This is a genomic window from Mycobacterium neglectum (assembly GCF_002591975.1).
Lineage (GTDB): Bacteria > Actinomycetota > Actinomycetes > Mycobacteriales > Mycobacteriaceae > Mycobacterium > Mycobacterium neglectum.
The window spans coordinates 13,572-27,083 of record NZ_NVQE01000004.1 but is presented as its reverse complement, the minus strand read 5'-3'; the positions used below and the strand labels follow the sequence as shown (position 1 = coordinate 27,083).

Sequence of the window (13,512 nt, the reverse complement as noted above, 5' to 3'; positions counted from 1 at the left end):
TCGGCTCAGCCGACGCCGCCCAGCGAAAGGAACGCACCCAGCTCGACGAGGCGGTCCGGCGTCCCGGGCAGGTATTCGGTCAGCAACGGCGACTGCACGATGACGCTGAGGTATTTGGCCCGACTTACCGCGACGTTGAGTCGATTCCGGTTGAGCAGGAACGCGATTCCGCGAGGAACGTCGTCGGCCGACGATGCCGTCATCGACACGAACACCACCGGCGCCTGCCTGCCCTGGAACTTGTCGACGGTGCCCACCTCGACTTCGGTCAGACCCGCATCGTCAAAGCGCTGCCGCAACGTCACGACTTGAGCGTTGTACGGCGTCACGACCAACACGTGCTCCTGGGCCAGCGGTACCGTGCCGTGCTCGTCGGTCCATGCGGTGCCGAGCAGGCCGCGGACCTCGGCGAGAATCGCGTCGGCCTCCTCGGGACTGTCGGTGGAGTTGCCGTTGTGCTCGACGGTGAGCACACGCACTCCGGGCCGCTGCCCATCGAGACTGCGCGCCGCGGTCACCGTGCCATGCGAATGCAGTCTGCCGTCGTAGGACAGCGCCGACACCGCCGCACACACGGTCGGGTGCATACGATAGGACCGATCGAGGAAGTAGCCCAGTTCGGCTGGCAGCGTGTGCTTTCCGTCGATGAGCCAGGCAAGGGCCGAGCAGTCCACGGGTTCGGGATGGGTGCCCTGGCTGACCTGCGGCAGTTGTTGCGGGTCGCCAAGCAACAACAGGTTGCGCGCCGACGGCGCGACCGCGATGGTGTTGGCGAGGCTGTACTGGCCCGCTTCCTCGACGACGAGCAGATCGAGCGCGTGCCGCGGAACGCGTCCGCTGTTTGCGAAATCCCAAGCAGTGCCCCCGATTACGCAGCCTTCGGAATTGGCGATGAAGCCGGCGTAGTCCTTTTCGTCGACCTCGCGCCACGGCGCTCCCGCGCTCTTCTTCTTGCCAACCCGATCCGCGGGAACTCCCGCTTCGATCACGCAGCCGAGCAGGTTCTCCACCACGGCGTGTGACTGGGCCACCACACCGATGCGCCACGCGTGCTCGTTGACGAGTCGGGCGATCACCTTGGCGGAAGTGAACGTCTTGCCGGTGCCCGGCGGGCCGTGCACCGCGAGGTAGCTCGAATCGAGATCCTGCAATGCGTAGGCGATGTCGTCTGCGATGTCCTCGCCGCGCGGGAGGCCGCCGCCGCTGGTCGTGCGCGGGGCGCGACGCAACAGGATGTCGGTCACCGCGTCGCACGGCAGGTTGGGAAGGCCGGCGGCCACATAGGCCGCGGTCTGTTCGATCGAGGCCTGCAGCGGCCTGGCGGGTATCGGCGATCCCGGTGTCAGTGCGAACGGCAGCTGGTCGAAGATGTCTCCGTCCTTGGGTTGGCGTTCGAGGATGACGACCTCGGTGGGCGCCTCGGCGTTGTCGCAGTCGACGACCGCGACTGAACCGAAGCCGCGACGATCGGCATCCACGGCCAGGCCGACGGGTGCGGGCGGGTCGTACAGCGCGTACATGGTGTTGGCCACTCCGCCGTTCGCGACGCTGCCGATCAGTCGCACGTGCCGCTGGGGCTTTCGCGCCTTGGGTGGTTGGTGCCAGTCGTTGACGATGACGGCCTTCTCGGCGATGAAGACGTCGCTGTTGTCGGCCCATTCGTCGACGGGATTGTTGACGCGGTCGAAGTGGCTCCACCAGAACGGCTTGTGCTCGCGCCGGTGAAAACCCCTGGCGGCAGCGACCATCGCCACAGCTGTCTGCTCGGCGGTTCGCTTTTCGACGCCGTCACCCGCGAACTTCAGCAGCGTGCGTTCGAGGTCGTCGCCGAGTTCGATCACCGCGCCGTCGCTGTCGTCGCGCACCGGTTGCGGGCCGCGCGGCGGAACGCCGGATTCAATGGCGCGAGCCATCATCCAGTCGCGCAGGCGGCGGGTCGACCGGCAGTCGTAGACGTTGTAGTCCTCGATCTCCTTGAGCACGCCCGCCGCTTCGTCCGTACGTCCTTCGTCGCGCAAGGCGCAATAGCGCGCGTACTGAGTGATGGAATCGGTTGCGGTGGTCACCTCGCCGCTGCGCAATTCGTTGCCCATGTAGAGCGGCTCGAGCGATTTGATGCTGTAGTTCTCGGTGCCGACTCGAATGCTCTTGCGTACCAAGGGGTACAGGTCGACCAGGATGCCGTTGCGCAACAGGTCGTCAATGTCGTTCTCGCCGACGCCATATCGACCTGCGAGCCGGAGCAGCGTGCTCTTCTCGTAGGCCGCGTAGTGATAGATGTGCATGCCCGGGTAGCGCTTGAGCCGCTTGCGGACCATGGCCAGGAATTCGACGAGCGCTTTGCGTTCACTGGCGCGGTCATGGGCCCAGAACGGGTGGAATTCGTCTTTCGTGGTGAGGACGCCCCAGAGGTATTCCAGACCCCATTCGCGACCGTCGACGGTCCACAGCGGGTCGCCCTCGAAGTCGAAGAACAGATCACCCTTGTTCGCGTCGGGCAGCACCATCAGTGGCTGCGCGTTGACCACCTCGTACGGCGGCTTGCCGTCCACCCTCGGGGAGATTTGCAGACGTGCCTGGGCGGTGAGCGCGGTCACGGTGCGCCCACTCAGTTCGGGCACGGGCCCGGCATGCGCGGCGAGTTCGGCGACGGTGGTGATGCCTGCGTCGATCAGGCGGGCCCGCTGGCTCACCCGCATCCCCGCGACGAGCAGCAGATCGTCATGGGCGCGGACTTCGATCTCGCACTCCGGACAGCGGAAGCATGCTCGCACTTCCTCGTCCTCCCACGTGACCGCCGAACCGCCGGCAAGGTGGTCGTCGAGCAGCCGTTGCAGGCCGGCACGCCTACTCAGATAGACCGGAAGCAGTTCGTCGACGCGGTATCTCACCGTCGCGCCGTCGCCGAGCACCAACTCCACCTCAGCTGCCACCGGCACGCCGGCGCGGGACAGGGTGTCGGCGTAGGCCGCGAGCTGCAGCAGGGCCTCGACTTTGACCGAACGCGCGAGTTTGGTGTCCCGCAGGAGGTACTGGTCGGAGTCCAGCACCAGGAAGTCGGCGAAACCGGCGAAGCGGCCGTCGAACATCGCGGCCTGATAGATCACCGGCGCCCGGCGTTGCACGGCGTGCATGGTCGCCTCGGCCGCTGCGGTCAGCCCGTCGACGGTGTATTCGGGGCGGCCGATGATCGCGACGTTCTCTTCGGAGAGTTCGCGCAGCTCGTCGAGGTGGCGTTGTTCGTGCTCGCCGCCGAGCTTGGCGGTGCGGGCAAGCAGTTCGTCTTCGACGGAGACCGCTGCGCCCCTGCCGAGTTTGGCGTCGAATGCGCGCAGGAGCGCGTACTCACAGCGGGCGGCCGCCGCCAGATCGGATGCGCTGTATATGACGCTGCCGCCGGAGACGAACACGGTGCCACTGTAGGTGAGCGCGACGACACCTGACCTCTAGCGACCTCTAGCGCGATACGCACTATCCCGTGTTGCCGATCAGCTCGACGCCGTTGCCGTTCCAGCGGAACCTGACCACGCTGTCGAGTCCGGAGACACCGTTGGAGTACCGCAGTGCGACGGTGTCTCCGGTGGTCGCCGCGTCATCGATGCCGTTGAAGCCGTATGCGTCCGGCACTCCGGTCGGGATGAACTTGCCGAGATGGAACATCACAGCGCGGGTGTTCGGGTTCTCCGAATTGGTATTGGCCTCCACAATCACCACGGACAGCTGAGCGCACTCGTTGTAATTGCCTGCCAGCGGCGCGGGACTCCATCCCTGATTGCTTCGCGGGTCACGCGGCAACTCCGACACCGCGGCGGCGATCTCGGGTGCGGCAAGGTTGACGTCGCACGGATCGGCTTCGGGCACCGGGGCCGACACCGGGCCCGAGGGGGCAGGCGCGCTCGCCGGGGGCGCTGTGCTGACGTTGGGCGCCAATGGTCCGGGAGTCTTGGAGGCGGTGGAGTCGCTCGATCCGCAGCCGGCAATCGCGGATGCCACCGCGACCGTCACCATGCAAATCACGACCGCCGACTTCACGTTGGGCACCGTACCGAAAGCGGCGACGACGATTGGGCAGGCCGCGCGGCGGGTCGGGCAGCTGACGGGCACTAGACTCATCGTCTGATGACGTCCTCCGACCCGGACGCGAACCGGGCAGAACTGACCTTCGACGACCTGCAGATACACCCATCGGTGCTGCGGGCGATCGGCGACGTCGGGTACGAGTCGCCATCGGCGATCCAGGCCGCCACCATCCCGCCGATGATGGCCGGCTCCGACGTCGTCGGGCTGGCTCAGACCGGGACCGGCAAGACCGCGGCATTTGCCATCCCGATTCTGTCGAAGATCGATCCCGCCAATAAGTCCACGCAGGCGCTGGTGCTGGCGCCCACTCGGGAGCTGGCGTTGCAGGTCGCGGAGGCGTTCAGCCGCTACGGCGCGCATCTGCCTCAGATCAACGTGTTGCCGATCTACGGCGGCTCGTCCTACGGTCCGCAGCTGGCCGGGCTGCGGCGCGGCGCCCAGGTGGTGGTCGGCACGCCGGGCAGGGTGATCGACCACCTGGAGAAGGGCACGCTCGATCTCACCCACCTCGACTATCTGGTGCTCGACGAGGCCGACGAGATGCTCCAGATGGGCTTCGCCGAGGACGTCGAACGCATCCTTGCCGACACCCCCGAGTACAAGCAGGTGGCGTTGTTCTCCGCCACGATGCCGCCCGGCATTCGTAAAATCACCAAGAAGTATCTGCACGACGCCGTCGAGGTGTCGGTCAAGTCGAAAACCGCCACCGCAGAGAACATCACGCAGCGCTATATCCAGGTCGCCGGTCCACGCAAGATGGACGCCCTCACCAGACTCCTCGAAGTAGAGCCGTTCGAGGCGATGATCGTCTTCGTTCGCACCAAGCAGGCCACCGAGGAGGTCGCTGAGAAACTGCGGGCCCGCGGTTTCGCCGCTGCGGCGATCAACGGCGACATCGCTCAGGCCCAACGCGAGCGCACCATCGCGGCGCTGAAGGACGGCACCATCGACATCTTGGTGGCCACGGACGTCGCGGCCCGTGGACTGGATGTCGAGCGCATCAGCCATGTGCTGAACTACGACATCCCGCACGACACCGAGTCCTACGTCCATCGCATCGGGCGCACCGGTCGGGCCGGTCGCTCCGGACAGGCTCTGCTGTTCGTGTCGCCACGCGAGCGGCACATGCTCAAATCCATCGAAAAGGCGACCCGCCAACAACTCACCGAAGCCGAACTGCCCACCGTCGACCACGTCAACGCGCAGCGGGTGGCGAAGTTCTCCGACTCGATCACCGACGCTCTCGGCGCGCCCGGCTTCGAAATGTTCCGGCGGATGATCGAGGACTACGAGCGCGAGAACGACGTCCCGATGGTGGACATCGCCGCCGCGCTGGCGGCGCAGTCCCGCGACGGCGAGCAGTTCCTGATGTCGGAACCGCCGCCGGAGAAGCGCCGCGAACGCGACACCCGGCCCGGTCGCGACGACCGCGGACCCGGACCCAAGCGGTCGCGCGAACGGCGCGGCGACTTCGCTACCTATCGCATCGCGGTGGGTAAGCGGCACAAGGTGATGCCGGGTGCGATCGTCGGCGCCATCGCGAACGAGGGCGGCCTGAACCGAAGCGATTTCGGACACATCTCGATCCGGCCCGACCACTCGCTGGTGGAGCTGCCGTCCAACTTGTCCCAAGACACCATGAAAGCCCTTGAGCGCACGCGCATTCAGGGCGTGCTGATCAATCTGCAACCGGATCGTCCGCCACGAAAAGGCGGGAAATCCGGCCACAAGTCCAAATGACCCTGTCCAACAGAGTCGCCCAGGGCGGTCTGGAATCCGTCGGTAAGGCGGAGCGGGTCGCATCGCTCACCGGAATCCGGGCCGTCGCGGCGCTGCTGGTCATGCTCACCCACGCCGCGTACACCACCGGCAAGTACACGCACGGTTACGAGGGATTGGTGTACTCGCGCGCGGAGATCGGCGTGCCGATCTTCTTCGTGCTCTCCGGGTTCCTGCTTTTCGCCCCGTGGGTGAAGGCTTCCGCAACCGCCGGTGCGCCGCCGTCGGTGCGCCGCTACGCCTGGCACCGGGTACGACGGATCATGCCCGCATACGTCGTCACGGTGCTGGCGGCGTATCTGCTGTACCACTTCCGCACTGCCGGGCCCAATCCCGGCCACACCTGGGAAGGCCTGTTCCGCAACCTCACGCTGACCCAGATATATACCGACAACTATCTGTATTCCTTCCTGCACCAAGGGCTTACGCAGATGTGGAGTCTGGCGGTCGAGGTCGCCTTCTACATTGTGCTGCCGCTGCTGGCCTACCTGCTACTCGTGGTGCTGTGCCGGCGCAGGTGGCGGCCGGGGCTGTTGTTGGCGGGCCTCGGCGGGTTGGGTCTGCTCACCCCGGCGTGGCTGATCCTGGTGCACACCACCGACTTCCTGCCCGACGCGGCGCGGCTGTGGCTGCCGACGTATCTCCTGTGGTTCATCGGCGGGATGGTCCTCGCGGCCCTGCAGCCACTGGGGGTGCGGGCATATGCGCTCGCGTGCATTCCGCTCGCGGCCATCTGCTATTTCATCGTGTCCACGCCGATTGCAGGTGAGCCCACCACGTCGCCGGCGGAGCTGCGCGAAGCGCTGGTGAAGGCGGGCTTCTATGCGGTGATCTCCACGCTGATGGTGGCGCCGCTCGCGTTGGGTGACCGCGGTCTGTACGCGAGGTTTCTGGGTTCGCGGCCCATGGTCTTCCTCGGCGAGATCTCCTACGAGATCTTCCTGATCCATCTGCTGACGATGGAACTGGTGATGGTCGAGGTCGTCCGGTACCCGATCTACACCGGCTCGATGTGGATGCTGTTCTTCGTCACGTTCGCGGTGACGGTGCCGCTGGCCTGGCTGTTGCACCGCTTCACCCGCGTGCGCACCACCTGAGGAGCTAGTTAGGTTACCCTAACTAGCATGTCGGAAACGAAGCCTTCGCGTGGATTCCCGGGTGCGGTGCTCAAGCTGCTCAGAGCCGGTGACTACACGCTGACCGTGACGTCGCGACGCGAGCTCAGCCCGCACTACCTGCGGCTGGGTTTTCACGCCGGCGGGATGCTGAACGACCAGGCATCGCATCCGACGATGTGGATCCGGATGTGGTTCGCCGACGGGGACAAAATGCATCAACGCGGCTACACGCTCGTCGACCCCGATCCCACGGCGGGCACGGTGGACATCGAGTTCGCGTTGCACGACGGCGTTGCGGCCAACTGGGCGAAGAACGCGGAGCCGGGGGACACGGTGGACGTGACGGTGCTGGGTAGCAACTTCGGACTGCCCGAACCGCAGCCCGCGGGATACATCATTGTCGGCGACACCGCCTCGCTGCCCGCGATCAACTCGCTGTTGGACGCGATCGGCGACACCCCCTCGTGGGTGTTTCTGGAGGCAACCCACGAGGAGGACAAGCAACTGCCGGTGCGCGGGCGGGCGGCCGACGTGGAGTGGGTGGACCGCAAGAACAACGGTGAGGCCCTGGTACAGGCCATCGGCTCCTCGGTGTTCGACGCCTCCGACCACTTCGGCTGGGTGGCGTGCGACAACCGCACCACCCGCGCAGTGGCCAAGGTGTTGCGCGAGGACTACGGCATTCCCCGCAAATCCATCAAGGCGCAGGCGTATTGGGTGGCCTGACCAACCGGTGAAGGGCTTCTGGCGCACGCATTAAAAGCCCGCAACGACAGACAACGCCGCATAGTCTGGCCGTCTCGGGCTCGAGAATCGTGGTCCGGATCGCCGAGAGGACGTCTATGCCCAGTTCGTCGAACAATGGTCAGCCGGAATCGTCGGCGGTCCGACGCGACATCCTGCCGATTCCCGACGTTGCGCACGTCGGGCTGACGACATATGACGCCAAAGATCCCGACACCACGTATCCACCGATCGCGAGGTTGCGTCCGCCCGACGGCGCGCCGAATGTGCTGATCGTCCTGATCGACGACGTGGGTTTCGGCGCGTCATCGGCGTTCGGCGGGCCGTGCAACACTCCCGTGGCCGAGCGGCTGGCGGCCAATGGATTGAAAATGAACCGATTTCACACCACAGCCTTGTGCTCGCCGACCCGTCAGGCTTTGTTGACCGGACGCAACCACCACTCGGTAGGGATGGGCGGTATCACCGAGATCGCCACCTCCGCGCCCGGTTACAACAGCATTCGGCCCAAGGACAAGGCGCCGATCGCCGAAACCCTTCGGCTCAACGGATACTCGACGAGCCAGTTCGGGAAGTGCCATGAAGTCCCGGTGTGGGAGGTGTCGCCGGTCGGACCTTTCGGGCAGTGGCCCACCGGTTCCGGCTTCGAGCATTTCTACGGCTTCATCGGCGGCGAGGCCAACCAGTACTATCCGGGCCTCTTCGAGGGCACAACGCCCGTCGAACCGGAGAAGACGCCCGAGGAGGGCTACACGCTCACCGAGGACCTGGCCGACCGGGCGATCACGTGGGTCCGCCAGCAGCAGGCCCTGGCACCCGACAAACCGTTCTTCATGTACTTCGCGCCCGGCGCCACCCATGCGCCGCACCATGTACCCAAGGAATGGTCCGATAAGTACAAGGGCAAGTTCGACGAAGGATGGGATGTGTTGCGGGAGAAGATGCTTCCACAACAGAAGGCGCTGGGCGTCGTCCCCGACAGCGCCGAACTGACCGCGCGCCACGACGAGATCCCCGCGTGGGATGACATGCCCACCGAACTCAAACCCGTGCTGGCGCGACAGATGGAGATCTACGCAGGCTTCCTGGAGCAGACCGACCACGAGATCGGCAGGCTGGTCGATGCGATCGACGATATCGGCGCCCTGGACAACACGCTGATCTACTACATCATCGGCGACAACGGTGCATCGGCCGAGGGCACACCGAATGGGTGCTTCAACGAGATGGTCACGCTGAACGGTATGGCAGGACTCGAGACCACCGAGTTCCTCATGTCCAAGATCGACGACTTCGGAACTCCGAATGCGTACAACCACTACGCCGTCGGCTGGGCGCATGCGCTGTGCGGGCCGTATCAATGGACCAAACAGGTGGCGTCGCACTGGGGTGGCACCCGAAACGGCACCATCGTGCACTGGCCTAACGGTATTGCCGACAAGGGTGAAACACGCGACCAGTTCCACCACGTCATCGATGTCGCTCCGACAATCCTGGAAGCGGCGAAGATCCCCGCGCCGACAATCGTCAACAGCATCCAGCAGGCGCCGCTGGAGGGCGTCAGCATGATGTCCACGTTACGTAACGGCGATGCACCCGAGAACCACGTCGTGCAGTACTTCGAGATGTTCGGGAACCGGGGTATCTACCACAAGGGTTGGACTGCGGTTACCAAACACCGCACGCCGTGGTTGATGACGGGTCAACCGGCGCTTGACGACGACGTATGGGAGCTCTACGGGCCCGATGACTGGACCCAGGCCCATGACCTCGCGGCCGAGAACCCGCAGAAATTGGCTGAGCTGCAACGGTTATGGCTGATCGAGGCGACCAAATACAATGTGGTTCCGATCGACGATCGGTCGGTGGAACGCTTCGATGCCGACATCGCCGGGCGGCCCAAGCTGATCAGCGGTAACAGCCAGACGTTGTTCTCCGGTATGCGGCTGTTGGAGAACTGTGTCGTCAACATCAAGAACCGCTCGCATGTGGTCAGCGCGAAAGTGTCGGTACCCGATTCCGGTGCCGCCGGTGTGATTGTGACGCAGGGTGGCGGTGTCGGCGGTTGGTCCCTCTACGCGCACGAGGGCGCATTGAAATACTGCTACAACTTCTTCGGCATCGACTACTTCTACGTCACCGCCGACGAGCCGATTCCCGGCGGTGAGCATCAGCTGCAGATGGAATTCACCTACGACGGTGGCGGGCTGGGCAAGGGCGGAACGGTCACGCTCTACTACGACGGCAGGGCTGTCGGTACGGGCAGGGTGGAACGCACAGAACCCCTGGCCTTCTCGGCCGACGAAGCGTGTGATGTGGGTTCCGACACGGGTTCACCCGCATCGCAGGACTACGCGGCGCACGGCAACAAGTTCAACGGTGTCATCGATTGGGTGAAGCTCGACGTCGGTGAAGACAGCCACGGTCACCTGGTCTCCGCCGAGGCAAAAATGAACATCTCGATGGCACGGCAGTAACTTTCCGAAGCTGTCGGGAAGCTACCCGGACGTCTCCGCCGTCGCAGGCACGACGATCGGTACGACGAACTCCTCGATCATCGCGCGCTCGTCGGCTTCGTCGTGGCCGGGGAAAACCAGCAGTGAGGTGATGACCCGCACCAGCCAGCGGGCCCGGTGCGTGACGATCTTGGGATCATCGGGCGCCAAGGAGATGACGAATGCCTCGGTCAATGCCCTGATGACTTCGGACTGCTCGGCCATATCGCCGCCGATCGGTCGCTGCGTCATCGCGAACCATGATGACAGCGCGGGGCTTTCACGGACATTGCGCAGTGACGTGAGGATGCCCTCGATCAACCGATCGCGCGGATCGACCAGCGCGTTGATCTGATCGGTCATCTCGCGGTAGAGCCGGTACGACTCGCGATGCACATACGCGGTATAGAGCGCTTCACGGTTCTCGAAGTACCGGTACAGCGTGGCGCGCGAGCACCCTGCGGCCGAGGCGATTTCGTGCATGCCGACGGTCGCGGCTTCTTTCTCGGCGAACAGGTCGCCCGCCGCGTCGAGAATGCGGTCGGCGGCCACCTCGGTGCGTCGTGCGGCCAGCCAGTCGCCGGCCATCAGGTGATCACCGTGAACGGAACCGACAGCGGCCGACGCACGTAACTGCCTCCGGCCCAGATCATTTTGTCCTCGTCGACCTCGAAGTTGGGGATCCGTGTCATCAGTTCGCGCAAGGCTACTCGCGACTGCATCCGCGCGGCTGCGGCGCCGAGGCAGTGGTGCGCACCGTGGCTGAAGGTCAGGATGTTGCGTGGCTTGCGTGTCACATCGAGCTCACCCGCGTCATCTCCGTATTGGCGTTCGTCACGGTTGGCCGATCCGTACAGCAACATCACGCGTCGGCCCTCGGGGATGGTGGTGTCGCCGATCGTGACGTCGCGGGTCACCGTTCGGCCGAGCATCTGTACCGGCGAGGTCAGGCGCAGCAACTCATCGATGGCGTCGGGGATTCGATCGACGTTGTCCGCCAGCAGCTTTCGCTGGTCGGGCCGCTGGTGCAGCAGCTGCACGGAGCCGCCGAGCATGCCGGTCGAGGTGTCGTTACCGCCGGTGACCATCGTGAAGGTGAACGCGAGGATCGACAACACACCCGCGATGTCACCGTCGGCGCCGACGCCTGCGGCTACGAGATGGGACACCGTGTCATCCTCGGGTTCGGCACGACGCTTTTCGATCAGCGCGGTGAAGTAGGCCATCATCTCGCCCAGCGCGTCGCCCAAATGCTCGAGCGCTCCACCGATGCCGCCATCGGCGGTGTTGGCCGCGACGATCGCATCGGTCCACCCGTCGAACTTGTCGCGGTCGTCTTCGGGCACACCAAGGTAGTGCGCGACCACCATCGACGGCAGCGGCTTGAAGAGTTCGGCAACGATGTCGCCGCCGCCATTGGAGCGCAACCCCTCGATGCGTTCAATGACGTACTCCCGCACCTTGGGCTCGACCGCCTCGACCTGGCGCGGTGTGAAACCTCGCGACACCAACCTGCGGAACTCGGTGTGTACCGGCGGGTCCTGCATGACCATCGGCGGGTTGTCGGCGAGACCGATGAGGTCGAGTTCGCCGTAGTTGACCGTGAGGCCCTGTGCCGACGAGAAGGTCTCGTGGTCACGCGCCGCCGCGAAGATGTCGGTGTGCCGAGACATCACGTAGTAGTCGTGGTCGGGTCGGTCTGCGGGGACGACGTGGTGCACGGGGTCGTGGTCGCGCAGTGCCCGGTACATCTCCCACGGGCTGGCCCAGGTGTCGGCGGTGGCGAGTTGGAAACGGACCGGTGAGCTCTGAGACAGAGTAGCCGTCATGTCTCATTGGTACGACAGCGCGCATGATCTTGTCAATAGATATCGGCAGATTTGCGGATCTGTCGCAGATAGCGCACAGCGACTAGATCGCGGCGCCCGGGTTCAGGATGTTGTCGGGATCGAGCGCCGCCTTGATGCGCCTGTTGAGTTCCATCGCCTCGCGGCCGATCTGGCCCTCGAGCCAGGGGCGTTTCAACCGGCCGACGCCGTGCTCCCCGGTGATCGTTCCGCCGAGGCCGACGGCCAGATCCATGATCTCGCCGAAGGCCTGGTGGGCGCGTTCGCTCATCGCGGCATCGGCGGGGTCGTACACGATCAGCGGATGGGTGTTGCCGTCGCCGGCATGCGCGATCACCGAGATCAACAGATCGTGGTTCGCGGCGATCTTCGTCACGCCGCTGACGAGCTCGGCCAGCGCAGGCAGCGGGACGCCGACATCCTCGAGCAGTAGCGAGCCCTTCAACTCCACGGCGGGAATGCAGAATCGGCGGGCCGCGACGAAGGCTTCGCCCTCGTCCGGATCCGACGTGGAAAACACTTCTTTCGCACCGTGTTTCGTGAATACCTCGGCCATGAACTCGGCGTCCTCGATGCCGGTCGCGCCGCGGTCGTCGGTCGCCGCGACCATCATCGCGGCGGCGGTCCGGTCCAGCCCCATCCGCAGCTTGTCCTCGACGGCGTTGATCGACGTCGAATCCATGAACTCCAGCATCGACGGCCGCATTTTGCCGGTGATGGTGACGACGGATTGTGCGGCGGCTTCGACCGAGTCGAACGTGGCGACGACGGTGCTGGCCACCTGCTGCGGTGGCAGCAGGCGCAACGTCACCTCGGTGATCACACCGAGCGTGCCCTCACTACCGACGAACAGCTTGGTCAGCGAGAGCCCGGCGACGTCCTTGAGCCGCGGTCCGCCGAGTCGCACCGCGGTGCCGTCGGCCAGGACCACCTCGAGGCCGAGCACATAGTCGGTAGTGACCCCGTACTTCACGCAGCACAGTCCGCCGGCGTTGGTGGCGATGTTGCCGCCGATGCTGCAGATCTCGAATGACGACGGGTCGGGTGGATACCACAGCCCATGCTCGGCGACCGCCGCCTTGACCTCGGCGTTGAGGAGTCCTGGCTGCGCGACGGCCGTACGGGTGACCGGGTCGACGGTGATGTCGCGCATCTTCTCGGTGGACAGGACGATGGCGCCGTTGAGCGCCGTGGCGCCGCCCGAAAGACCGGTGCCCATGCCCCGCGGCACGACCGCGATCTTATTGGCGGTGGCCCACCGCAGCGTCGCCTGCACGTCGGCAGTGCATCGCGGCCGCACCACCGCCAGTGGTATGCCCGCGTTCGGATCGAACGCGCGGTCCTGCCGGTAGGACGTCAGAATGTCGGGATCGGTGACGACGGTTCCGTCGGGCAACTCGTCGATCAGGGCCGCCAACACATTCGCACTCACGGATCGATCCTACGAGC

General features: G+C 65.2%; 9 protein-coding genes. 4 read left to right on the top strand and 5 right to left on the bottom strand.

The genetic code is table 11. The annotated features are described in order from the left end of the window. Positions 1-5: 5 nt before the first annotated feature. Entirely contained in the window at positions 6-3,410 is a 3,405-nt protein-coding gene (locus CSQ99_RS04660) for a TM0106 family RecB-like putative nuclease (protein ID WP_099037895.1), read from the bottom strand. A 61-nt stretch (positions 3,411-3,471) separates the two neighbouring features. After that, positions 3,472-4,008 (bottom strand): LppP/LprE family lipoprotein, encoded by a 537-nt coding sequence (locus CSQ99_RS04655; protein ID WP_245908713.1) that lies wholly within the window; start codon positions 4,006-4,008, stop codon positions 3,472-3,474. A gap of 111 nt (positions 4,009-4,119) precedes the next feature. Between CSQ99_RS04655 and CSQ99_RS04650 the strand changes: the two genes are divergently transcribed. The 4 genes from CSQ99_RS04650 to CSQ99_RS04635 all read left to right on the top strand — a co-directional run bounded on the left by CSQ99_RS04650 (position 4,120) and on the right by CSQ99_RS04635 (position 10,198). Next, entirely contained in the window at positions 4,120-5,820 is a 1,701-nt protein-coding gene (locus CSQ99_RS04650) for a DEAD/DEAH box helicase (protein WP_099037893.1), read from the top strand. Continuing rightward, positions 5,817-6,956, top strand: a complete 1,140-nt coding sequence (locus tag CSQ99_RS04645; protein ID WP_099037892.1) for an acyltransferase family protein — start codon at positions 5,817-5,819, stop codon at positions 6,954-6,956. Before CSQ99_RS04650 ends, CSQ99_RS04645 begins: the two co-directional genes overlap by 4 nt. A gap of 27 nt (positions 6,957-6,983) precedes the next feature. Beyond that, complete coding sequence (locus tag CSQ99_RS04640; RefSeq protein ID WP_099037891.1) at positions 6,984-7,703, top strand: siderophore-interacting protein; 720 nt, start codon at positions 6,984-6,986, stop codon at positions 7,701-7,703. Between the two features lie 116 nt (positions 7,704-7,819). Further along, entirely contained in the window at positions 7,820-10,198 is a 2,379-nt protein-coding gene (locus CSQ99_RS04635) for an arylsulfatase (RefSeq protein ID WP_099037890.1), read from the top strand. A 21-nt stretch (positions 10,199-10,219) separates the two neighbouring features. Here the strand turns inward: CSQ99_RS04635 and CSQ99_RS04630 are convergent, their stop codons facing one another. The 3 genes from CSQ99_RS04630 to CSQ99_RS04620 all read right to left on the bottom strand — a co-directional run bounded on the left by CSQ99_RS04630 (position 10,220) and on the right by CSQ99_RS04620 (position 13,495). Next, on the bottom strand, positions 10,220-10,804 hold the full coding sequence (locus CSQ99_RS04630) for a TetR/AcrR family transcriptional regulator (protein WP_099037889.1): 585 nt from the start codon (positions 10,802-10,804) through the stop codon (positions 10,220-10,222). After that, positions 10,804-12,045 (bottom strand): cytochrome P450, encoded by a 1,242-nt coding sequence (locus tag CSQ99_RS04625; RefSeq protein ID WP_099037888.1) that lies wholly within the window; start codon positions 12,043-12,045, stop codon positions 10,804-10,806. The genes CSQ99_RS04630 and CSQ99_RS04625 overlap by 1 nt, the downstream gene beginning before the upstream one ends. Before the next feature lie 82 nt (positions 12,046-12,127). Continuing rightward, the gene (locus CSQ99_RS04620; RefSeq protein ID WP_099037887.1) at positions 12,128-13,495 is read right to left on the bottom strand and encodes an FAD-binding oxidoreductase; all 1,368 of its coding nucleotides are present in this window, start codon (positions 13,493-13,495) and stop codon (positions 12,128-12,130) included. Positions 13,496-13,512: the final 17 nt, after the last annotated feature.

What these genes read in the sequence shown, in the direction of transcription:
- CSQ99_RS04655 (WP_245908713.1), bottom strand. Translation starts at nt 4,008, where the DNA reads ATGGTGACGGTCGCGGTGGCATCCGCGATTGCCGGCTGCGGATCGAGC.
- CSQ99_RS04625 (WP_099037888.1), bottom strand. Translation starts at nt 12,045, where the DNA reads ATGACGGCTACTCTGTCTCAGAGCTCACCGGTCCGTTTCCAACTCGCC.
- CSQ99_RS04650 (WP_099037893.1), top strand. Translation starts at nt 4,120, where the DNA reads ATGACGTCCTCCGACCCGGACGCGAACCGGGCAGAACTGACCTTCGAC.
- CSQ99_RS04635 (WP_099037890.1), top strand. Translation starts at nt 7,820, where the DNA reads ATGCCCAGTTCGTCGAACAATGGTCAGCCGGAATCGTCGGCGGTCCGA.
- CSQ99_RS04645 (WP_099037892.1), top strand. Translation starts at nt 5,817, where the DNA reads ATGACCCTGTCCAACAGAGTCGCCCAGGGCGGTCTGGAATCCGTCGGT.
- CSQ99_RS04630 (WP_099037889.1), bottom strand. Translation starts at nt 10,804, where the DNA reads ATGGCCGGCGACTGGCTGGCCGCACGACGCACCGAGGTGGCCGCCGAC.
- CSQ99_RS04640 (WP_099037891.1), top strand. Translation starts at nt 6,984, where the DNA reads ATGTCGGAAACGAAGCCTTCGCGTGGATTCCCGGGTGCGGTGCTCAAG.